Origin of the sequence: Coleofasciculus sp. H7-2, from assembly GCF_042747725.1 — a bacterium.
In the GTDB taxonomy this organism is placed as follows: Bacteria; Cyanobacteriota; Cyanobacteriia; order Cyanobacteriales; family FACHB-T130; genus FACHB-T130.
In genome coordinates this window covers 26,255-48,290 of the sequence record NZ_JBHZGO010000101.1, presented here as the reverse complement: position 1 = coordinate 48,290, position 22,036 = coordinate 26,255, and the positions used below count along the sequence as shown (strand labels likewise).

The window sequence follows — 22,036 nt, the reverse complement described above, 5'->3', positions numbered from 1 at the left end:
TTGCCCTAAATTTGTGTCCCTCCCTAATTTGTAACAGTAACCTTATTGATTGTCTCTAGATAATTTCTCGGAACTTTGAGGTTTTGCCAAAACCCCAAAAACGAAAAAATATTATAAAAGTGTATATATAAGTCAGTACTTTTTTATAAAAATATAGAGGTTACTTTTTAGACTCAGTAAATCTAGTTAAACAAGAACAAGAAGAATCTTTAAAAATTGAGAAATATTACAGCCTGCTGGAATCCAATGGATCTAAACCGGAGGTCGCGTGGTATCTTGGCTGAGAGCTGAAACAAGCCAAGACTGTCTCTGTGGCTAACAACGCCAGATATTTTTAGTTGAAACTTCTATGGCATCTGAGGAAAAGGATTTGGCAGCCGTCAACGAGTCTCCACAATTTGCTACTTCAAACTCGACCCAACTGGGACTTCCGCCTGAGCTTCAGGCAGATGCTTCTTCCCAGGATGGAGTCAATCAAACTGAGGTAGTTGTTGCTGAGAAGACAGAACAAGGGCAACCTAAACGTGTAGATCCTGGCGAAAACAAAGGGAAAAATGCAGTAGCAGGCGGAATATGGGAACAATTAAGAGAAAATCTGCAAATTCTATTGATTGCCCTATGTTTAGCACTTTTTATCCGAACATTTGTTGCAGAACCCCGCTATATCCCCTCTGATTCTATGCTGCCGACCTTGCAGGTGGGCGATCGCTTGGTAGTGGAAAAAATCTCTTATCGCTTTCAGGCACCTCACCTCGGCGATATCGTAGTTTTTGACCCTCCCCAGAAACTGCAAATTCAAGGCTACGCTAAAGACCAAGCCTTTATTAAACGGGTGATTGGCACACCGGGTCACGTCGTTAAAGTTCAAAATGGCAAGGTCTACGTGGATGACTCGCCCCTCCAGGAAGACTACATCGCAGAACCCCCAGAATATCAGTGGGGGCCAGCGCTGGTGCCTGAAGACCAGGTATTAGTCATGGGAGATAACCGTAATAACAGCAACGACTCCCACGTTTGGGGCTTCTTACCCCAGAAAAATATCATTGGTCGCGCCTTTTTCCGCTTCTGGCCTCTTAGTCGGATTAGTCTCACTTAAGTCAAAGTTTAGAGTTATGAATGTTGAGTTTTATATGTTTTCAATTCAAAACTTAAAACTCATAACTCTTCCCAATAACTTACTCAAAATCGCAAATAATGCATTAGTTGGGCAGTTAGATTTCCTGGAAGCGACAGCCGTTGCTGGAAATCAACTAGGTTGCGGTAAGACCCCGCAACGAGACGATTTTGCACTACTGTGGTGGCGAGAACCGAGTCAATAAATGGAATTTGCATCAACTCTTCTACAGACGCCGTATTAGGGTTGATGAGTTGCGGCGTCGCCAAACTAGAGTCGTCGTAGTAACAAAATCGGATGACTGCCTCTAGAGGTTTTAGCCTAGCTGGCGGCATACCTAGTGCTGCCGCAATATCCTCTATGCAGAAAAATTTAACGCCAGATCGAGCTAAGGAAACAAGCGATCGCGCTTGATGAATCGATAACCCCGGCAATCTCAGCCAATCGTCTACACTTGCCTGATTCGCATCAATCTTGATACCTAGTTCAGCTGCGATCGCAATTTCTTGGGTTGATTGCAGGCGGTAGTAGGGATCGTTCAAAATCTTGCCCCGAATTGACTGCAAATTCACATTTAATCGAGCTGTCGGTGGTAGCCATTCAAAAAGTGCCATAGATATCAAGCTATGCGATCGAGCCATTGACGGCGCTTTTGCTCAAATTCATATTCTGAAATCAGTCCCTCTTCCCGCAGGCTGTCCAGTTGGCGCAAGGCATCTGCGATCGCACCTACCCGATCGGGATCGACGCCAACGGAAGAAACAGCCGGTTCCACGCCCAAATTAAAATTACGGTCAAACTCATCCCCGTCTTGGACTAAATACCAAAACCCTTCAATCGCGCTGGCAATCCGAGGAATCGGTGTTCCCCACGACAAGAGCAAATAAGCGAGACCCCACAGCGGCTGTCCGAGATAAAATTTATGAAATCCAGCCACGGGTATCACCGTTCCCACCAACGCCAAGATAGCTGCAACTTTTCGATTTTTTGCCTTTGTTAACATGAAACGCACCACTTTATGACCCCTTGGCTCCTCCTTGCAGACTGACTTCCTGCTTCCCGATGCCGCTGCCATATTTTCCCGAAAAAAGCTTAGGGAAAGCAGAGGATTCTCCTGTCGAGACGTTACTTGCGATGGAAGCATTTGTCTTCTTCCATAATATTGATTTTTTCCCTTGGTACGGCTTGTAGATGCTTGGCGCTGACATTACTCAGAAACTGGATAGGCTTTACTAAAAGATCGTCAATGGAAGCTAGGTGATTAGATGCCGTCTGGCAAAACAGAGGCATCCTGGGAGATCGGACGAATAGTATTGGGAAAAAGCGATCGAAGATTTAGAGCGCGATCGCCGTTAATACGGAAAACCGAATATAACGGAAACTTTGGGCTGCACTAAAATGATACTCAAAGCAGTAAACTTCCCCTTGGCGGGGAAGCCCATTAACGGGGAAAAGAAAAGGCTATGGGATTTTTTGATTCAGAAATTGTTCAGCAAGAAGCCAAGCAGCTGTTTGAAGATTATCAATCCCTGATCCAACTGGGAAGCGACTACGGCAAATTTGATCTTGAAGGAAAAAAGATTTTCATTGAGCAAATGGAAGCCATGATGGATCGCTATCGCATCTTTATGAAGCGATTCGAGCTATCTGATGACTTCATGGCTCAAATGACAGTGCAGCAGCTACATACCCAGCTTGGTCAATTTGGCATCACTCCAGCTCAAATGTTTGACCAAATGAACCTCACCCTAGAGCGGATGAAATCCGAACTGTCCAAGCAAACCTAAAGATTTTGGATTTTGGATTGAATCCAAAATCCAAAATCTCAAATTATGAGCGGGGTCGTTCAAATTTGGAAGGCGATGGAAAGTATTGCACGGGTTCACCAGCCATAGCGGTTGACATGAAATCGCGCCAAACCGGAGCGGCGTAGTGACCCCCTGTAACACCACCACCTAAGCTGCGGTTGTTATCCTTCCCAATCCAAACAGCTGTTGCCAGCTGCGGAACATAGCCCACAAACCAAACATCTTTCTCTGAAGAAGTCGTACCCGTCTTACCAGCAGCCGGACGACCTATCTGTGCCGCTTTCCCCGTACCGCCATTTATCACCCCTTGCAGCACTTGGGTTAGAGAAGCCGTCGCCCACGGGTCTAAAACCAGACGGGGTTTAGGAGTGTTATCGAGCAACACATTGCCGCTACTGTCTGTTACCCGGACAATAAACGTGGTATCAGAATGCCAGCCATTACTGGCAAACGTGGCATAGCCGCCAGCCATTTCCAAAGGCGTCACACCAATCGCTCCCAGAGGCAAAGAAATCACCGGCTCAATCGGACTCTTAAAGCCAATCGTCCGGCAGGTTTCAATCACCTTATCCAACCCCACAGCCCGCCCAATCTTCACAGCGGGTACGTTAGCGGAGACCGTGAGGGCTTGGCGAATGCTCATCGCACCGGAGTAGCCGCCGCCGTAGTTTTTGGGAGAGTAATAGCCGCCACCATCTCGATAGCTCACTGGCGAATCGTAGACAGTGGAATAGGGCGAATATTTGCCAGTCGCGAACGCCGTGTAGTAAACAAAAGGTTTAAAGGCAGATCCTGGCTGGCGTCGCGATTGGGTTGCCCGATTAAACTTACTTTTTTCGTAATCAACCCCGCCGACCATCGCTTTCACAAAATGCGTCCGAGGATCGACTGACACCAGAGCAATTTGGTTGTTATAAAGTCCCCAACCCTGAAGTCTTCTATGCCAACGACTGACCTTTTGTTCCGCCATCTGTTGGAATTTGTAGTCGATGGTAGTTTGGACTCGCATTCCCCCTTTTAGCACTGCATCCGGGCCAAAGCGCTCTTTCAACTCAGCCACGACTGCATCTGTGATGTAAGGCAGTTCGCTGGTTTGCCAAGAAGTCAGCTGACCCTTCTTAATGGTTAGCTTGCGGGCGGCTGCTTCCTCTTGGGCCGTAATCCACCCCAACTCTCGCATCCGAGCCAACACCTGCGCTTGTCGCTGTTTGGAGAGCTTGTAGTTGACAAAAGGACTGTAGTCTTCTGGAGCCTGAATCATCCCTGCCAACATTGTCGCCTCTGCCAAGTTGAGGTCGGCGGCTTTTTTGCCAAAGTAGCTTTCAGATGCCGTTTGGACGCCATAGTTATTGTGACCCCAATACACCTGATTGAGGTACATTTCTAAAATTTGGTCTTTCTTAAAGATTTGCTCCAAACGAATTGCCAGTACCGCTTCAGCGATTTTGCGGCTAAAGGTGCGCTTGCGAGAGAGAAATAGATTTTTCACCAACTGCATGGTGATTGTGGAACCACCCTCAACCACCTCACCCTTCTGCCAGTTCGCTCTGATGGCGCGACCAACGCTGTTCGGGTTGATGCCTTGGTGGAAGTAAAAGTGGCTATCTTCAATCGCTAGAACCGCCCGCTTCAGTTCGGGGGAGATTTTGTCCAGAGGTACGATTTCGCGATTGGCTTCGCCGTGGAGACTGGCGAGGTGCTTGCCTTTAACATCGTAGATGTAAGAAGTTTCAGTAGGAGCGTAGCTGCGGAGAACGCGCACATCTGGCAGGTTACGGAAGCTAATTGCTAATCCAACCAGTCCACCGGCGACTACCGAACTGGTAAGCATGGTGATGCCGAGGAGGGTTCCGCCCGTTGCTTTCCCGACTCCCTGGATGAACTTAAAAATCGGTGGGACTGGCTCTCGCGGGTGTTTGTCTTGAATAGTGCTAGACGACACGGGGATTTCACTTCCTCACTAAAAAATGTGGGACTTGGGTGTTGCGCGACTGGATAGGGCTTTGCTGATTGAAATTACAAAGACTTTCCAGGGGCAGCCGGAGGGCGGACGATTTTTAGAATCTGTCCGGGAATGCGGTCGGGAGGTCAGACCGGGGAGGAAACTGATCCGCTATAGCATCATAAGCGCAGCCTGTTCTTAAATTTTTTTAATCGGGCATGGAAATTTTAACAATTTTTGCAAATTATACTAATTTGATTTGCCTTGGACTTGCATCAAATACAAATATAGTGATTAGTTACCATACCCGATTGAGTTTTGGCAAAGCATGACCGCTAGTGTATCATCGGCAAAAACGCCTCCAGAAGCCCTCACTTGGCTCTATCGCGGCGTCAGCGAAATTTTTCCCAATCAGCTTGATTCTTCTGACCCGGCGGAGAATTTGGCTCAACGATTAGCGCAGACCGACCGACCTTTGCGGGTGAAGTATGGGATCGATCCGACGGGTGCAGAGATTCATCTCGGTCATACTATCCCCATGCGTAAGTTGCGATCGCTTCAGGATGCGGGTCACACGGCTGTTTTAATTCTTGGGGATTTTACGGCTCGGATTGGCGATCCGACGGGGAAGTCTGAGGTACGCCGCCAGTTGACAGCGGAGGAAGTGGCTCAAAATGCCCAGACGTATCTGGATCAGGTGCGTCCAATTCTGGATTTTGATACGCCGGGACGGCTGGAAGTTCGTTACAACTCTGAGTGGCTTAGCAAACTGGATTTGGCAAAGATTCAGGAGTTACTCGCCACGATGACTGTGGGACAGATGCTGGCGAAGGAGGGGTTTGCCCTCCGCTTTGAACAAGAGAATCCGATTTATCTGCATGAGTTTCTCTACCCATTAATGCAGGGTTATGATTCTGTGGCGGTAGAAGCGGATGTGGAATTGGGAGGAACCGATCAGAAATTTAATATTGCCGTGGGGCGAGATTTACAGCGGCATTTTGGTCAGCAGCCTCAGTTTGGGGTGTTGATGCCGATTTTGATCGGGACGGATGGTGAAAAGAAAATGTCGAAGTCTCTGGGCAATTATGTGGGACTATCAGAACGCTCGACTCCGATGTATCAGAAGCTGGAAAAGATTCCGGATGATCTGTTGGAGCAGTATTTTGAACTACTGACGGATCTGCCTTTGGATCGGCTGCCAGAAACTCCGCGCGATCGCCAGCAAGAACTTGCCTTCGAGATTGTGAAGCAGTACCACGGTAAGGAAGCAGCGGAGGAAGCGAGGAAGGGAAAAACTGACGATGTCCCTGAATTTTCGCTTTCGAGCGTGCAATTTCCGGCTAAGTTTTTCTATATTGTCAGTGCCAGCGGTCTGTGTAAAAGTAGTTCGGAAGCACGGCAGCGAATTCAAGAGGGAGGCGTGCGACTGGATGGCGATCGCGTTGACAAAATCGATCTAGTCTTTGACACGCCCGAACAGCTAGCCGGACGCATCCTGAGTGTCGGTAAAAAGCGATTTGTCCGCCTTGTACGTTAAGGTGGGCGAGTGCAATTGTAAAATTCAGCCGGTTGTCAAGTCGATTCTTCCAGCCTTACTCCTACCCGTGAACCCAAATCCGACTCGCCTAAAATCCGCTAAGTCAGTACCAGAGCGCATTATCGTGCCGCTGGATGTGCCGACAAAAGAAGCAGCGATCGCTCTGCTCGATCAATTGCCCCAAGTGTCATTCTGGAAGGTGGGGTTAGAGCTATTTGTCAGCACTGGGCCGGAAATCTTGACGGCGCTCAAAGACCGGCAAAAGCGAATTTTTCTGGATCTGAAGTTTCACGATATCCCCAACACTGTTGCCGGGGCTTGTCGCGCCGCTGCCCGCTACGGGGTGGATTTGGTGACAATTCATGCAACAGCCGGTTGCGGTGCCTTGCAGGGGGCAGTAGCAGCGGCACAGGAGGGCGCAGCGGAAGTAGGGGTGACACCCCCCAATTTAATTGCGATTACGCTGCTGACCAGTCTCACCTCGCGTCAGCTAGCCTTTGAGCTGAAAATACCGCTAGAACTGCCAGAGTATGCCTTACAGATGGCGCTGCTAGCCAAAGACGCGGGGCTGGATGGGGCGGTTTGTTCCCCCCAAGAGGCAGAACAGCTGCGGCAGATTTGTGGCGATGATTTTCTGTTAGTTTGTCCGGGTGTGCGCCCCTCTTGGGCAGAAGCGGGAGATCAGAAGCGATCGCTTACCCCCGCCCAAGCCTTCCAAGCAGGCGCTGATTACCTGGTGATAGGGCGTCCGATTACCGCCGCCTCTGACCCCGTTGCAGCTTGGGCAAGAATTTGCGACGAGCTAACAGTGGTTTCATGAACTCAGGTCGAAAGCGTCAGTTGTCAGGAGTTAGAAGGTTACTTCTGGTTTCTAGCTGTTCGCTGTTCGCTGCATTCAGCACTCAACAGGGGCAAGGAAACTCCGCCCCTATAGCACTCAACAGGGGCAGGGAAACTCTGTCCCTACAGCGTTTTGCTTGCCCAAGTAATGTAGAAAGCCTCACACTTCTCCTGCTTCGGGATTTACCTAGTTATGCTAATCGGGTCAATCAACGTGCCCGACGCCGCAGCCGAAAAGTTGACATTTCTTCTAGTTCCGTGATTGCCGCTGGACGCCCGGAATTTGAGCCGCTTAGCCTGGGTCCCGGTCAATATAACCCAACGCCTCCAGCCGAACTTGCCGCAGCCCCCAAGCAGGTATTCATTACCACCTTAGAGCGACAGTATACCGCTGGCAAGCTGATTGAATTGCAGCAGTATCACTGGCTATTTCTGGCTCAAACTGACAGCGGCTGGAGTTTAGCGCTCATGTTTTCTCGTACTGGCCTTTATCCGGGAGGACGCCCCCCTACGCCGCCGCGCGATAGCAGTAATGGCATCATTGGTCAGGCAGTTCGGAATTGGTTGCAAGATTGCCGGGTGGGAAAAGTGCGATCGCTCGTCCCCAATGCGTCTCAGTAATTTTCCCTCAGTAATTTCATCATTATCTGAAAGTTTTTACTTGAGTGCGTAATTGTAGCTTTTAAAAGCGCGATCGCTATCTGTCGGAAGTTTTACTTCCCTGCATTGTTTCTTTAAATAAAATTTCTGTATCTCCAACGACATTTTCCCATTATCCGAAATTTTACGTACAGCAAGAAGGATTATAATTTTAATTTCCGTAGCTTCAACGATGAATTTAATTAATCTTTACTATTAGGATAGGATGGTGCCAAATTCTTCAAGGATTCAGCCAAGAAAAGCTGAATTATTTGTCTGCAAATTGGTAGTTTGATTTGGATGAAATGGCATTAAGACAGAACTTTAGTCACTTAACTAAAGTTTTAGCCTAGGGCTACATAACTAAAGTCGTGGCTTAACGATTTGCTGTGTATTGGGAGCATCCGTCACTGAAAACTTTCGACTAATACCTTTCACCAACGTTTCTAAATAGGCAACTACCAGAGGATTAAAAGAATGAATTTTCAGCGTACATCAACTTTTCTATGCTTAACTGTCGGAATCTTAACGATTTCTAGTTCAGCGCAAGCCGCAAGCTTCCAAACCAACGTTAGCCAAAAAAGTAACTCTGAGGTAGATATTTGGCTTCAGTCTATTACTCAAAATAAAGTCACATTTGATAGTTTTAATCTAGTTAAAGAGGCTAAAATCCTCTCCAATACTCCCATCAAGCTCACTGGGAAGAAGGGAGAAACTGCCAATCCTGAAGCGGGTGGCTATAACAATAATACGGGTGCTGCTAGCACAGACAGAGGCAATAAAGCTAGCAAGCCGAACGGTGTTGAAGTATCTGGAATTAAGAACCCAGGCAATACTGAAATTGCCGCTTATCTAGGCAACCAAAACCTCAACAACATTATTGATACTGAGGATAATGGTTCCATTAGTATCAACCTTTTCTTCAATAACCTAGTTCATGCAGATAAGACAGGATTGGACAACCTCTTTTTCTGGGAACGGGGTAAGAATAGCGATCTGGGTATTCAAGCAATTGACAAAGCTGGCAACCTCATTGGTAATTTTCTAAAACTAAAGCGAACCGATCAGTTTGCCACAGGCTATAGCATTGACACAATGGAAATTAATGGAAGTCAACAGGTTGGTTCTTGGGGAGTTAGCCTAGAAAAATTGGGAATTACTTCTCTAGCGGGTATTCGAGTGACAGCAGATGCGAGTTACAATGGCCCAGACTTTAAAGTAATCGCTAGAGAAGAAAAAATTCCTGAACCAGCCACGCTTGCTGGGTTGGGATTGGTAGCCGGATCGTTAATGACAATTCGTCGGCGTCGAAGCAGCAAAGCTAGCTAGTTTTTAGAGAAAATTTGCGTTCATAAAGACTGAGTGAAAATGAAAATGAGGGCTAGAAGGTGGATAACGCTTCTAGCCCCAATTTTTTTAGTTTCTGGTACTAATTTTCTTTTTTATCAGGACTCGCCGCACATCACCACATAGTAAGGGCAACCACAGGGGGATTGAACCCGAAAAAACGCTATATGTATAAGCTTTGCGTAAGTCCTGTTTATCTCATAATATTAAAATATAAAAGCATTCCACTACTGGAATTTATCAATTCAGCTTCATTTTGACATTTCTATCAGTTTGCATTCACTACATTACCCAGCAGAAATGGAGTTCATCCTTTGGTTGGTTGTTATTTTTATCTATCTGCGATAAAAAAGCCTATTAACCGAATGAATTTTTATGCAGTTTTGGGTGTGGCGCAGGTTTTGTTGTGCGAGTGAGTGAGAAGTCAAGTTTAAGTAGAGAAGACTAGAGAGCGATCGCACTCTGAGTAAATACTAAGCGCGATCGCTAAAATATATCTATCCACCAACACTTCTATTGTGACTAGCAGCAATTACCTAGGCTCAGTCTTAAAATGACAACTACACTAATTCAGACTCCACAACCAGTTCTCTTGAGGAATGTTAGCTGGCAAACTTACGAATCTCTGCTGAAAGATTTAGAAGAACAGGCAGGGATTCGACTGACTTATGACCGAGGATTATTACAAATAATGTCCCCATTAGATCCACATGAAAGCTACAAGAAGCTCCTAGGACGTTTCGTGGAAACTCTGACTGAAGAATTGAATATTAATATTCGCAGCTTAGGTTCAAGAACTTCCAAACGTGAGGATTTGCAACGGGGATTTGAACCAGATCAGTGCTACTACATCCAGAATGAGCCGATTGTCAGACAACTAGAGCAAATCGACCTAAATCAATATCCACCACCTGATTTAATTATTGAGATTGATATTACTAGCAGTTCTATTAATCAATTCGACTTGTATGCTGATTTTGGGGTGCCGGAAGTCTGGCGTTATGACGGAAGACGCTTAAGATTCTATCAATTAGAGGGAAAACAATATGTAGAGCGCAATACATCTCCTACTTTCCCTTTTCTCTCACCATCTGAGATTGTGCGGTTTCTGGAACAGCAAAAAACTGTGGGAGAAACAGCTATGATTCGCTTGTTCCGCGAGTGGGTGAGAAGTCAGATTGGGGAGGAGTAAATAAATCGCGCTTGATAATACAGGAAATGCGATCGCGCCAGTTTTCAGGTATTGTTAAAAATATACTAATAACGTATCAATTCGCGGGACTCTTGCCGTACACGACCAGCCATTACTGCTTGCTGCAAAGTCATAAAGGCATTTAGGTCTTCCCAGCCATATTTTGTTGTTTGTAAAAGCTGCCGTAGTTCGGTCTCTGATGCTAACGTTAAATAACCTGTTGCCAAAGCCTTTTGGACTACTTCTCGGATTAAAACCATATCAATCCCTGAAACTGGTAGTAAAAGATATTCTAAAGAGCGATCGCACTCGCTTCAGCAGAGGAAAAAAGTGCGATCGCGCCAACTACTGTATCAACTAGCTGAGGCTAGAATCCTGAGATTTCTGTTGCTGCTTGCGCTTGTGCAGCGAACTGACACCGAAAGCACCAACCCCTAAGATACTCAATACAGAAGAAGGCTCAGGTACATTTTTCCTGGCTTTTTCAAGTCCCGGAAACTTGACCACGAAGACCGTGTCCTCAAAATCGCGATCGGAATTTTGATTGGGAGGCTCAGTAGCACCGAGCGGTCCATATAAATCCTCGAATCCAATCACCAAGTGGCCTTTATACTCATAAGCTACCAAGTGTTCTAGTCCATCTGGGTTAGAAGCTGGATCGGCACCGTAAACGTAAGTTCCGCCATTATAACCATCAGCTTTCAGCCAGAAGTTAAAGAGGGTACCAGCACTGAAGTTTCCTAAGTCCACATAGTCCCCGATATCCAGAGGTCCATCATTAGCTGCTCCTTGGCACTCAGTATTATTAATTCCACAAGAGGCATCCTCAAAAATCAACCCCGACTGGAAAGTAGAACCATTAGTAGCTGTGAACCCTAACTGGTTTCTGAAGCCTGCTCCTTCATTGAGAAAGTAAACACGAGGATTATAGTCAGTTCCCAATTTTAACTTGGTAAGGTCTAACTTATACGCTGTGGGGTTGCTAAACGGAACCCCAGAAGGAGAAACGAATTGCTGGAACTCTTCAATTATGTCCTTAAAACCTGTAGTGTCAGTGTCAATGCTTTTGATGTCATAAGCTGAGGCTGGTGCGGTGGCAGAGAATACACTTGTCCCGATAACAGCAACAGTCAAACTAGAAATAAGCTTAATTTTCATTCAAAGACTCCTTTTTGCAATTCTGGGTGTAGCCATGAGAACAAAGTAACTGGCGCGATCGCTTCTTTGACAATAAATACAGTTGATTGGGACACTAAGTTACGGTGTTTTTGTGTGTCTATATCTATAGAAGCAAGCCCCACACTGAGATAACCCTGACTTTTGCTAATATTGGCACTGAGAAATCAATAACTTGTCACGGACTTACAACTAAAGTAAAATTTTTAACAAAGCTCATTAGGGTCTAAGCTGTTTTCCAAGAGGTAGCCATGTCGCAACGCTCCCTTATGGTGCGTTCGGAGTGTATCCAGCAAGCCAAATCTGCTTATCAGCGAAGTAGGTATGAAAGCCATAGGGATTTTGCGGTAGATATCGGAGTATCGTCAGATACAGTTCGCAAATTCCTCAATGGGAAGCCTATTGAGCGTAGAAATTTTTTGGAACTTTGCAATTTCTTGGGTCTGGACTGGCAAGCGATCGCTAACCTAGATACTCACGGGAGCGATATTGCACTCCCAGATAGTGAAAGCGATATTTCACTCCCAAATAGCAAATTAGAAATTCAAGCAAGGATTAAAATAAAATTAGAAGATAAAGCTAATATTTCGCAAACAGTATTGTTTGGTGTAGAAGAATATATAACAACGTTAACAGAATATTTACAAGACAAAGAAGGTAGCTGGTTTATTAGTGTTGTTGGAACGGGAGGAGTTGGTAAAACATCTATTGTAGAGAAGCTAGTCAGAGAACATACAGTAGAGTCAGAGTTTATTGATCTTGCTTGGGTAACAGCTAAAAGAACTTATTTTAGAGTCGAGAATCTAGCAATTCGAGATATAGGTACTGTTTTAAATATTGATGCATTAGTTTCGGAAATAGCAGAGCAGCTACAAATACAATTGCCACCAACGATAGATGAACATTTTTCCTATTTACAAAGCCAGCTAAGAACTTCCCCATATCTAATTGTAATAGACAATCTTGAAACTCTGCAAGACTACACTGAGTTACTCACAAAATTTGATCCTTATACCCAAAAAAATAATTTGAGACCTAGTAAGATTATCTTTACTTCTAGACAAAAAATTCAAAAACTAACTATGGATATGCGGGAAGTTGAACTCAAAGGTATAGGTGTCAATCCAACTTTAGAGTTAATCCGGTACAAGGGAGCGCACATTCAACGCATTCATGATTCACAAGATGATGAATTGTTACCAATATTTCATGCTACTAATGGTATTCCTCTCATAATCTTACTTGTAATTAGCCTAATAGCAACCGATGACTCACCGTTAGATGAAATTATTCAGTCACTTACTAAACAAGAGGAGCTTTACACCTATCTGTATGAGGAAGCTCTAGTTTCAATTTCAAATAATGCTTTAGAAGTTTTGAAATCAATGACTCGCTTCAGTGAGAGTATTCCCGTTCCACGTCGTCTACTGAAGCAACAAGCTGAACTGAGCGATGATGAATTTAGAGAAGCTGTAGGAGAATGTCTTCAGCGTTCCTTGCTAACAAGTATTTCTAGACTTTCAGACGAGCCACGTTATTCAATACACAACTTACTATACGAGTTTTTGAGGGAATTGCAATCCAGTGACTAAACTTGATGAGAAAATTAATAAGCGCCAACTTCTTAAGGAAAAACTAAAGCCTGATAAAAAGACAGGAGACATTGCTAAACTTCTGAACATATGGCTCTCTGAAGCTGAGTCCAGAACCGATCTCGCTCACGTTTTGCAGTCACTACAGGATAATCGAAAAGATTCTGAACAGTTGCCAACACGTTGTAAGATAATAGTTAAATTTATTAACAAAGCGCTCCAAACAAATCAAGGTTTTGACTGGCTTCAAGCAACTGATCGATTACTCCAAGACTATCATGAGTTTGGAAAAGTTGTACCGGCTGACTTGTATATTTCAAAATACTATTGCTTAAAAACATTCAATAATTTTGATTCTGAAGCTGAAGATTGCTTGCATAGAGCAATTGTACTGTCTAAGACTCATGAAGAAAAGATTAAAGCATATTTTGTACTTAGCCTATACTATGAAGATATCAGTGAATATAAAAAAATGAAAGATGTACTTCTTAAATGTGAAGCATTTTGTAGAGAAGAATCAAGGTCTGAGGAATATTTGGCGCGTACCTGGGTTCTACTGGGTCACTACTATTTTCGTAGATTTAACTTTGCTGAGTCCAAAAATTATTTCACTCAAGCACAATCAAAACTAGAGTTATTATGCAAACATCAAAATTATAAGTGGCTCCTGCGAACATTGAGTGAATGTTTACATTTCCTTGGCAGAATATATTTTGAAGAATATGAATTTATTAAATCTGTTAACTTTTATGTTAAATCCCAAAAAATTCTAGAGGAAGGCTGCAATCAAAATAGCTTGACGCTAGATATTGGAGCAACTGCCTTCTATCACTTGCGACTAGGTCAGGTTCTTGAGGCCGCTCAAATTAAAGAAAGTGTAAAATACCATTACGATAAGAGCCTACAACTCTTCATTGAACGTAATGCCGACCCATCTAGTTTAGTTCATGTAAACTTAGCCCTAGCTAATCTGGTAGAAAATGAATCTTGTTTGGCAAGAGACAATTATTATAAACAGGAAAAGCAAATCAAAAATGCTGCGGAAAAAGCTTTAAAAACTGGTTATCATCGTGGCTACCTAATGGCTCTTGTACAACTGCTTCCGCTCTATATGAAGAATCTAAAAATTTATTTAGCGCTGAAAGTGGTTTGGGATATTTTGATGTCAAATGAATTCCATAAGTCAGGTGGTATAATTTTTTTACTGGCTTTTATATACAAAATTGGGTTAAAGCTATATCACCAAATAAAATTCAATTTTTATAAAAAATTTAGACCTAATAAAATTCTACGTAGATGCCCTTGTTTAGAACCTAAATGCAAGCTAAATAACAAGTAATACCGAAGCAAGTTGAGAAAATGCCACGGGCAATGGAAAGGAAAGTACGGATGAGGAGGGTATGAGCGATCGCATCCTCACCACAAAAAGGCGATCGCCCTATTTCACTCTAATTTTTATCTGAAGCAGAATCCCGCTTCAGCTTAGGGAAGCGGTAAAAGGTATCTCCATCAGCATCTACTTCTGGCAGCACTCCAAACATCTGCACCTGACGATCTAGGTATTGCTTCGCTAACTGAACATCTACTCTTGCCGCTGCTGACAGTTGAATCAGAGAAATACAACTATCTTGAGCTTCCAGCAATTGATAAAAAGCATTTTCTAACTGCATTTGCTGCTGCCGCTGCTGGGAGGCACTGTAAAACAACAAACCCGCCATCACACTGACGGTGAAGACAAAGATTACCTCAACAATTGCCATAAATTTCCTGATTTTATAGCACAGAGGGTGGGCGATCGCGCAATGGCAGCATTGCCGTCCCACCCACCCTATTAATAGCTCTTTATCGGAGCTGGATGTTTATGCGGCTGGCGGCGGAACTAAATTCTCCGCACCCTGGATTACCTTAGCCGAGACAATTTTGTCGCCTGCATCGAGTTTTTCCAGAACTTCTTTGCCCTTCGTTAAATAGCCAAAAACTGAATATCTCCCATCCAACAGGTTACGACCCGCTGGAGTCAGTTCTGGCTCAAACAGGAAGAAGAAGAACTGAGAAGAACCGCCGTTAGGTTCTGTTTCCGGACGAGCCATTGCTAAGGCACCGTAAGCTGAGAAGGGAAGCACTGGCAGGTCGCGGTAACGCCCCGCGTCTTCTAATGTAATGCCATAGGTGGGTTCTTTGTCGCCTCTCGCCAGCACTTCTAACGGAACCGCCCGGTATTTGCCAGTCGCTGGGTCAATAAACCCCTGATCTGGGCCGGGAGGATCTCCCACTTGCAGCACGTAGGAGTCTTCGGCGCGGACAAAATCTAGCCCATCATAGAAACCACGCTGGACTAAATCCACAAAGTTACCAGCAGTCACGGGCGCACTGTAACCGTCTACAACCAGGGTAAGGGTGCCTTTGTCGGTTGTCATTTCTATGGTGGCGCGTCCCTTGAGTTGAGGCAGATTACTGTACTCTGAAGGCACCTCGAAGGGGAATCCTGGCACCATTAGCTCTTCTAGCTGACCCACGATATCGAGGAGGTTGCTCCGTTCCGCCTGGGTTTGTTCTTTATCTTTGGCTTCCACTGTTTCTCGAAGCTTCCCGAATTCTTCGTTCATCTTCGCAATTAGGGCTTCTGCTTGAGATTTTTGCGACGGAGGGACGCCAGCGAGCAAGTCAGAGGAGCGATCGCTTAGAATTCGAGATGCCTTGCTAACATCGCTAACGATGGCACTCCAACGCTTACTTCGCAGTTGTGTGGAAATATCTTCCAAATCGGCTTGCATTTCCCGCACTGTTTGATTTTCAATGGGTAGGGCATACCGTAACAAAGCTTTACCATCTGTGATGGCATTTCCCGATGGCAATCCACTATCACTGGCAGTTTTGCCAGAGGCATCCCACCAAGCAGCGCTGAGTCCTGCTGAGAGCGTCATCATCAGCACTACCAACACGCTCGTTAAGACCAAACGTTTGAACCAATCGAGCATGGAACGGTTTGAATCAAGCATAAATTAATTCCTGAATGCTGCTTTCCCGACTGCGGTTGAACCTTTCACGCTTACCAAAAACTCCATTTTTAATCTTGCCACACGGGTGTCCCGACCCAGCGACATTAGAACGCAGCTTATCGATGTACGAGTAATGGGAAGAACCTCCGCTCGCGGTAAAATGAAGTGCCGATTGTTCTCCCCAAGATAAAGATTCATGATTTCGAGTAACGACTTTCGACCTGGCGTCACCATTGAATTAGATGGGGCTGTGTGGCGGGTAGTGGAATTTCTCCACGTTAAGCCAGGAAAAGGAGCTGCGTTTGTCCGCACCAAGCTAAAAAATGTGCAGACAGGCTCCGTTGTGGAACGAACCTTCCGGGCCGCAGAAACGGTGCCCCAGGCCAATCTGGAAAAGCGCACGATGCAGCATACCTACAAAGATGGCGACCAGTTCGTGTTTATGGACATGGAAACCTATGAGGAAGCGAATCTGAGTTCCGTTGAGATTGGCGATCGCGTAAAGTACCTTAAGGAAGGAATGGAAGTGAACGTCGTCCGCTGGGGCGAGCAGGTCATGGAAGTGGAACTACCCAACTCCGTAGTGCTGGAAGTGACGCAAACCGATCCGGGTCTCAAAGGCGATACCGCCACCGGCGGCTCGAAACCCGCGATTGTGGAAACGGGTGCCCAGGTGATGGTTCCCCTGTTTATTACTGTCGGAGAGCGGATCAAGGTGGATACCCGTACCGATACCTATCTGGGTCGAGAATAATGCAAAAGTTTTTAGTCAGTGGTCAGGGGTCAGCGGTACAGAAGAAACAACCCACAACCGACAACTGACACTGACCTTGAGATGAGATTGACCCTTGTCTCTACCAAGCAACAACTGATACCTGACCACTGACATCCTTTTTCTCATGTCCATAGACTTCAACGATCTCCGTGAACTGCTGGCAGCGATCGCGCAAACCGACATTACAGAGTTGACACTCAAAAGCACTGATTTTGAACTCACAGTGCGTAAAGATCCGCGCGGGGGTATGCCGGTCGTACCACCTGCCCTGGCAGGGAGTGGGAGTCCCGAAGTCCCGGCTCCCCCCTCCCTGGCATCTACGTCCATGCCGCCCAGTCCCAGCTTAGAGGCGGTGCAACGAACTGCCCCACCGACCGCCGCTGCTGGTTCCCCCATTGATAGAAGACTCGAAGAGGTCAAATCGCCGATGGTGGGGACGTTTTATCGCTCCCCGTCACCGGATGAACCGGCATTTGTGGAAGTAGGCGATCGCATCCGTACCGGACAAACTGTCTGCATCATTGAGGCAATGAAGCTGATGAATGAAATTGAAGCCGAGGTATCTGGTACGGTGATAGAAGTTTTGGTTCAAAACGGCGAACCCATTGAGTACGGTCAACCGTTAATGCGGATTAACCCCGAATAACTTTAGCATTTGTAAAAGTTGCGCGGCGGCATCTGCCATGAATCGTTTAAAAAGTTTATTTCCAAAATTTTGATATTTTTGGAGTAAACTTTTTTGGATAATTTAATTTCCTAAAAATTTCCTGTTAAATAATGGAAATATCGATTTGTGTTGCTAACACATATTTCCATTATTTAAGGCTCTTCCGTAGTTGGTATGCTAAATTATAGTCAAGAAGCGCCACAAGCTATACTAGCCATAAATTTAAGCCAATTTAGCGTTTATTAAATAGAAAATACAGTCCAAAATTGTTATACCTTGCTAGGTAAGCCTTTCAAGTTTTGGGATCAACTTTTTAGCATACCAAGTAATGAAGAGCCTTATTTAATTCTACAGAGTTTGTTTAAACAAATAGTATCTAAAGTTACCCAGATTCCCATATTAATCAGCACAAAAAGATTTAATAATTACTCAATAGTTATTAACCAAAAAACATCATATATAATCAGGATGAACTATCATTTCTGATTAGTCTCATGCGACAAGCTTTGTCTGTACCTCCAGAAGTTGTACAACAACTTGCAGAGTACTTCAGCATCTTGAGCGAGCCAATGCGGTTGCGGATTTTGAACTTCCTGCGCGACGACGAGAAATGCGTACAAGAATTGGTCGAGGCAACACAAACCAGTCAGGCTAACGTTTCCAAGCATCTAAAAGTCATGCTACAAGCCGGTATCCTTAGTCGCCGCAGCGAAGGGACATCGGCTTATTACAAAGTGGAAGATGAGTTGATTTTTGAATTATGTAACTTGGTTTGCGATCGCCTTGCCGCTCGGATTGAACAGCAAGCCCGCCACTTCCGTGACTTTAGCTTAAGCGCTAGAAAGTAAACAAAGCCCTATAAATCAAAATTTTTCTCAAAGTTTTGGCGAGTCAGAGGCTGATCGAGTACCAACCCTTCACCGCCCAAAACTTCCAACCGTTTTCCCTCTACATCAATCCAAACATTGGTATTTGGATTGATACTGGTGGCTGTATAGAGGATTTGCGCCACGCGACCTGTCATCGAGGCACTACCGCCGCCAGCAGTAAATTCTTGGGACAAATCCACATGAACACCATCCTCCCGAACATCCAGATTTCGTAGCTGCGTTCCCTTAGGAATCGTGCTGCTGTAAGCCGGATCGTTCGGTCCCGCTAACAAGCGATTGAACGCACCTTCTAGAATGTTCTCAGACTTGACTCCTGCCTCTATTTTGACCGGAGCAGGCACCACCTCAATCTTGCTACCACTACTCTTCAGCCAGTAGACTTGAACGGTCTTCTGACTAGATAGTTGCTGAGCAGACGGCTTCACAGAGGGCTTCACAGACGGCTGCACTGCCTGAGGCGAATTAGTCGGTTGAATAGTCGTGGAAACTGACGGTGTTGGCGAAGAATTGCCTGTATTTGCTGCCTGTTGCTCTTCTGGGCTACAAGCCGCCAAAGCGATCGCCAAAACACCAACGGCGATGCCAATACCGATTCGACGGCCTGGTTGTTGAACTTTCATATCAATTTCCCTCCTTAAAATTTATTTGGATGCTTGTGAGGAGGTTTTGTTGAGGAATACAGTGAAGACGAGCGCTGCTCCGGATAATTTTAACGTTGATTAGGTGCGGAAGCAGTTTCTGGCTTTTCTACCCGCACAAATGCAGCTAACTCTAGTTGTTCCTTATTTATATCTAATTTTAGGAGTCGGGCAGCAATCCCTGCATCTTCCAAGGTGCGGAGATCCAAGCGGCTATTGACACCGGACACGAAGAAGGCAAGCAGGGGGGGTGGCACTGGCATCCCATTTACCAAGACATTTGGCTCAATCAATTGCAACTGATGCTCAGCCACGATACCCAGCCCTGATTCCACCGAGACAACCAGTTTATCTACATTTCCCGGCTCCTGCAATTCCAAATGGAAACGCAGCCGGTTATCCCCCAGAAATTCCACTTGAGGATTGACAAACTCATAGCGCTGAACCAGCATATCAGCGTTGCTGCCAAGAATGCGGCTTCCCAGTTTACGCAATTGAGCGCTGACAGTTGGTGACTGTAAAGCTTGATTGATATCTTGCTGGGTAATCACCAAACGCACCCCAGCTTGTAAAGGTTGCTTCAACAATTCGGTCGGTCGCACCTTTCCCTTCTGCCGGAGACGCGCCACATCAAGGTCAAGGGGATCGGTTTCCAGTTCCAGCGCTGCAATCCGGAATTCTGGCGTCAGCCACAACCCTCGCCCACCAATCCGCACTCGCTCAACTTTTCCTTGCACAATTTGGAAATTCGGAGCATTGTCAACGCGGACTTGCAACTGCTCCACTTTATCAAACTGGGAACGAATGGCATTTTCAGCGATGCGGTCGATGGCTAAATTAGCGGGTGAAATTAGAGCAAGCAAACCAGATAGAAAAATTGCTATAAATTCCATAGTTATCGCTTAAATTTTCTGGCTTTGCGTCTTGGCGCGAGATTTCAAAAAATTGCGCCAAGACGCAAAGTTTTTCTTAGTGATGAAAGCGCCTTGGCATCAAATTATCATCAAAGTGCTTTTTTGAACCACAAAGACACAAAATTGATAACTTTGTGCCTTTGTGGTTAATTGTTATTGATTTAAAGCAGCATCAATCCACTGCTTTAAGGTAGTTACCACTTCCTCAACAGGAATTTCCTGGGATTTGCGAGTCGCCCGTTCGACGACTTCTACTTTGCCGCTATTGAGCGATCGCCCGGTTACGATTCGATAGGGTATCCCAATTAAATCAGCATCTTTGAACTTTACTCCCGCTCGTTCATCGCGGTCATCCAAAAGGGTTTCAATTCCTGCTTGATGCAACTGGGTGTATAGTTTTTCGGCAACTTCCACTTGTTGGGCGTCGCTGGTGTTGGGAACTGAGATGATGACGTGATAGGGCGCGATCGCTACAGGCCAGATAATTCCATCTTTGTCATAAGATTGTTCTACCGCCGCCTGAGCTAACCGCGAAACACCAAGACCATAACAACCCATCACCAGGGGAACTTCCTCACCTTGTTCGCTGGTGTAAGTGGCTCCCATCGCTTGAGAATATTTATTGCCTAGCTGGAAAATGTGCCCCACTTCGATGCCACGGGCAGTTCGGAGCGTTTGATCGGGATCGTGCATCGCGCGATCGCCCGGTCGTGCCTTGCGTATATCTACTACTCGTTCTGGTAACTTAAATTGCTCGTCCCAATTGGCACCCACGACGTGGTATTCCAAGTCGTTAGAACCTGTGACGAAGTTTTTTAGCTCGATCGCAGTTTTATCGACCAACCGCAAAAACCGGGGAGCCAAATTTTTAGCCGAACAGATATAATCGTCTGCGATGTCGGGAGCGATGTAACCCAAAGGTAAGGGTCTCGTCGCCCACAGTTGCTGAAGCGCCGCCGCTGGCACTTCTACAGATAGCACAGTTTTGGCTTGGTATTCTGGTGCCAGTTTTGCCAGATCGTTGTGCAACTTTACCTGATTGACTTCTTGGTCGCCCCGGATACTAATCAGCACCAACACCGTTATGCCGTTGTCATAAACTGCCTGGTAGAGGACGTTTTTCACCACTTGGGTAGGCGAACACTTGAGGAATCTACAGAGTTTATCAATTGTATCGGTGTCCGGCGTCTTCCGTTTCTCATAAGTCTTAAACGGGGATGGTTTGGTGTCAGCAGGCAAAGAAACCGCTTTTTCCACATTGGCGGCGTACTTGCCATCTTCGGTGTAGAGAACTTCATCTTCCCCAGCTTCAGCCAGCACCATAAATTCTTGAGAACCAGATCCCCCAATCGCACCTGAATCAGCTTCTACAGCCCGGAAGGCTAAACCAGTCCGGCGCAACATCTTGCTGTAAGCATGGTGCATATCCTGGTAAGTTTTTTTCAAGCTTTCTTCATTGACGTGGAACGAGTAGCCATCCTTCATAATGAATTCGCGTCCTCGCATCAAACCAAATCTGGGGCGAATTTCATCCCGAAACTTAGTTTGAATTTGGTAGAGGTGCAGAGGCAACTGGCGGTAGGAGCGAATCATATCACGAGCGATCGCTGTAATCACTTCCTCATGCGTCGGTCCCAGTCCCAGTTCCTGGTCTCGGCGGTCTGTCAGGGCGAACATGATCCCTTCAGCTTTGGTATAAGTATCCCAGCGCCCCGACTGTTGCCACAACTCAGATGGTTGTAGTTGCGGGAGTAGACACTCTTGTGCGCCGGTCGCATTCATCTCTTCCCGCACAATATGAGAGATTTTTTGCAGCACCCGCCACATGAGGGGTAGATAGGCGTAGATACCGCTACCGATGCGACGAATGTAGCCTGCACGGAGCAGTAATTTATGGCTGGGGATTTCCGCTTCCGCCGGTTCTTCTCGCAGAGTGACAAAAAACATTTGTGACAGTCGCATCACT

Annotated in this window: 22 protein-coding genes; 12 read left to right on the top strand and 10 right to left on the bottom strand. The window is 45.7% G+C overall.

The window, feature by feature from the left end:
* The first annotated feature begins 571 nt into the window (after positions 1 to 571).
* Complete coding sequence (gene lepB, locus ACFW2W_RS20365) at positions 572 to 1,096, top strand: signal peptidase I (protein ID WP_378183028.1); 525 nt, start codon at positions 572 to 574, stop codon at positions 1,094 to 1,096.
* Positions 1,097 to 1,179: 83 nt separating this feature from the next.
* Here lepB and ACFW2W_RS20360 read toward each other — a convergent pair whose 3' ends face one another.
* Positions 1,180 to 1,728: a helix-hairpin-helix domain-containing protein gene (locus tag ACFW2W_RS20360; RefSeq protein ID WP_378182386.1), complete on the bottom strand. Its 549-nt coding sequence runs from the start codon at positions 1,726 to 1,728 to the stop codon at positions 1,180 to 1,182.
* Positions 1,729 to 1,733: 5 nt separating this feature from the next.
* Positions 1,734 to 2,117 carry an NINE protein gene (locus ACFW2W_RS20355; RefSeq protein WP_378183025.1) on the bottom strand — a complete coding sequence of 128 codons (384 nt, stop codon included), beginning with the start codon at positions 2,115 to 2,117 and terminating at the stop codon, positions 1,734 to 1,736.
* 460 nt (positions 2,118 to 2,577) lie between these two features.
* Here ACFW2W_RS20355 and ACFW2W_RS20350 point away from each other — a divergent pair, with 460 nt between their 5' ends.
* On the top strand, positions 2,578 to 2,901 hold the full coding sequence (locus tag ACFW2W_RS20350) for a DUF1825 family protein (protein ID WP_378182383.1): 324 nt from the start codon (positions 2,578 to 2,580) through the stop codon (positions 2,899 to 2,901).
* A 43-nt stretch (positions 2,902 to 2,944) separates the two neighbouring features.
* On the opposite strand, the gene ACFW2W_RS20345 is transcribed toward ACFW2W_RS20350, so the two are convergent.
* The gene (locus ACFW2W_RS20345) at positions 2,945 to 4,864 is read right to left on the bottom strand and encodes a transglycosylase domain-containing protein (protein ID WP_378182380.1); all 1,920 of its coding nucleotides are present in this window, start codon (positions 4,862 to 4,864) and stop codon (positions 2,945 to 2,947) included.
* A gap of 328 nt (positions 4,865 to 5,192) precedes the next feature.
* Here ACFW2W_RS20345 and tyrS point away from each other — a divergent pair, with 328 nt between their 5' ends.
* The 5 genes from tyrS to ACFW2W_RS20320 all read left to right on the top strand — a co-directional run bounded on the left by tyrS (position 5,193) and on the right by ACFW2W_RS20320 (position 10,419).
* A complete protein-coding gene (tyrS, locus tag ACFW2W_RS20340) occupies positions 5,193 to 6,401 on the top strand; it encodes a tyrosine--tRNA ligase (protein WP_378182377.1) in 1,209 nt (402 codons plus the stop codon).
* Between the two features lie 67 nt (positions 6,402 to 6,468).
* On the top strand, positions 6,469 to 7,221 hold the full coding sequence (gene pyrF, locus ACFW2W_RS20335) for an orotidine-5'-phosphate decarboxylase (protein WP_378183022.1): 753 nt from the start codon (positions 6,469 to 6,471) through the stop codon (positions 7,219 to 7,221).
* Positions 7,218 to 7,862, top strand: coding sequence for a hypothetical protein (locus tag ACFW2W_RS20330; RefSeq protein ID WP_378182374.1), 645 nt, complete (start codon positions 7,218 to 7,220; stop codon positions 7,860 to 7,862). Before pyrF ends, ACFW2W_RS20330 begins: the two co-directional genes overlap by 4 nt.
* Before the next feature lie 495 nt (positions 7,863 to 8,357).
* A complete protein-coding gene (locus ACFW2W_RS20325; protein WP_378182370.1) occupies positions 8,358 to 9,209 on the top strand; it encodes an exosortase-dependent surface protein XDP2 in 852 nt (283 codons plus the stop codon).
* A gap of 571 nt (positions 9,210 to 9,780) precedes the next feature.
* Positions 9,781 to 10,419 (top strand): Uma2 family endonuclease, encoded by a 639-nt coding sequence (locus tag ACFW2W_RS20320; RefSeq protein WP_378182367.1) that lies wholly within the window; start codon positions 9,781 to 9,783, stop codon positions 10,417 to 10,419.
* Positions 10,420 to 10,484: 65 nt separating this feature from the next.
* Here the strand turns inward: ACFW2W_RS20320 and ACFW2W_RS20315 are convergent, their stop codons facing one another.
* The gene (locus ACFW2W_RS20315) at positions 10,485 to 10,679 is read right to left on the bottom strand and encodes a hypothetical protein (protein ID WP_378182364.1); all 195 of its coding nucleotides are present in this window, start codon (positions 10,677 to 10,679) and stop codon (positions 10,485 to 10,487) included.
* 97 nt (positions 10,680 to 10,776) lie between these two features.
* Positions 10,777 to 11,577 (bottom strand): DUF4114 domain-containing protein, encoded by an 801-nt coding sequence (locus tag ACFW2W_RS20310; protein WP_378182361.1) that lies wholly within the window; start codon positions 11,575 to 11,577, stop codon positions 10,777 to 10,779.
* Positions 11,578 to 11,846: 269 nt separating this feature from the next.
* On the opposite strand from ACFW2W_RS20310, the gene ACFW2W_RS20305 reads away from it, so the two are divergent.
* Together ACFW2W_RS20305 and ACFW2W_RS20300 are read left to right on the top strand one after the other, a co-directional pair.
* Positions 11,847 to 13,187, top strand: a complete 1,341-nt coding sequence (locus ACFW2W_RS20305) for an NB-ARC domain-containing protein (protein WP_378182358.1) — start codon at positions 11,847 to 11,849, stop codon at positions 13,185 to 13,187.
* Positions 13,180 to 14,526 (top strand): hypothetical protein, encoded by a 1,347-nt coding sequence (locus ACFW2W_RS20300; protein ID WP_378182355.1) that lies wholly within the window; start codon positions 13,180 to 13,182, stop codon positions 14,524 to 14,526. Before ACFW2W_RS20305 ends, ACFW2W_RS20300 begins: the two co-directional genes overlap by 8 nt.
* 109 nt (positions 14,527 to 14,635) lie before the next feature.
* On the opposite strand, the gene ACFW2W_RS20295 is transcribed toward ACFW2W_RS20300, so the two are convergent.
* Together ACFW2W_RS20295 and ACFW2W_RS20290 are read right to left on the bottom strand one after the other, a co-directional pair.
* Positions 14,636 to 14,947, bottom strand: a complete 312-nt coding sequence (locus ACFW2W_RS20295; RefSeq protein WP_378182352.1) for a hypothetical protein — start codon at positions 14,945 to 14,947, stop codon at positions 14,636 to 14,638.
* Between the two features lie 99 nt (positions 14,948 to 15,046).
* Positions 15,047 to 16,186 (bottom strand): peptidylprolyl isomerase, encoded by a 1,140-nt coding sequence (locus ACFW2W_RS20290; protein ID WP_378182349.1) that lies wholly within the window; start codon positions 16,184 to 16,186, stop codon positions 15,047 to 15,049.
* A 196-nt stretch (positions 16,187 to 16,382) separates the two neighbouring features.
* Between ACFW2W_RS20290 and efp the strand changes: the two genes are divergently transcribed.
* The 3 genes from efp (at position 16,383) to ACFW2W_RS20275 (ending at position 18,476) form a co-directional block, all read left to right on the top strand.
* The gene (gene efp, locus ACFW2W_RS20285) at positions 16,383 to 16,940 is read left to right on the top strand and encodes an elongation factor P (protein ID WP_378182346.1); all 558 of its coding nucleotides are present in this window, start codon (positions 16,383 to 16,385) and stop codon (positions 16,938 to 16,940) included.
* A 145-nt stretch (positions 16,941 to 17,085) separates the two neighbouring features.
* On the top strand, positions 17,086 to 17,607 hold the full coding sequence (gene accB / locus ACFW2W_RS20280) for an acetyl-CoA carboxylase biotin carboxyl carrier protein (protein ID WP_378182343.1): 522 nt from the start codon (positions 17,086 to 17,088) through the stop codon (positions 17,605 to 17,607).
* 515 nt (positions 17,608 to 18,122) lie between these two features.
* Positions 18,123 to 18,476: a helix-turn-helix transcriptional regulator gene (locus ACFW2W_RS20275; RefSeq protein ID WP_190410537.1), complete on the top strand. Its 354-nt coding sequence runs from the start codon at positions 18,123 to 18,125 to the stop codon at positions 18,474 to 18,476.
* 8 nt (positions 18,477 to 18,484) lie between these two features.
* Here the strand turns inward: ACFW2W_RS20275 and ACFW2W_RS20270 are convergent, their stop codons facing one another.
* The 3 genes from ACFW2W_RS20270 to proS all read right to left on the bottom strand — a co-directional run bounded on the left by ACFW2W_RS20270 (position 18,485) and on the right by proS (position 22,032).
* The gene (locus ACFW2W_RS20270; protein WP_378182339.1) at positions 18,485 to 19,138 is read right to left on the bottom strand and encodes a GerMN domain-containing protein; all 654 of its coding nucleotides are present in this window, start codon (positions 19,136 to 19,138) and stop codon (positions 18,485 to 18,487) included.
* Positions 19,139 to 19,227: 89 nt separating this feature from the next.
* Positions 19,228 to 20,049 (bottom strand): DUF2993 domain-containing protein, encoded by an 822-nt coding sequence (locus ACFW2W_RS20265; protein WP_378182336.1) that lies wholly within the window; start codon positions 20,047 to 20,049, stop codon positions 19,228 to 19,230.
* 174 nt (positions 20,050 to 20,223) lie between these two features.
* Positions 20,224 to 22,032, bottom strand: coding sequence for a proline--tRNA ligase (proS, locus tag ACFW2W_RS20260; RefSeq protein WP_378182333.1), 1,809 nt, complete (start codon positions 22,030 to 22,032; stop codon positions 20,224 to 20,226).
* Positions 22,033 to 22,036: the final 4 nt, after the last annotated feature.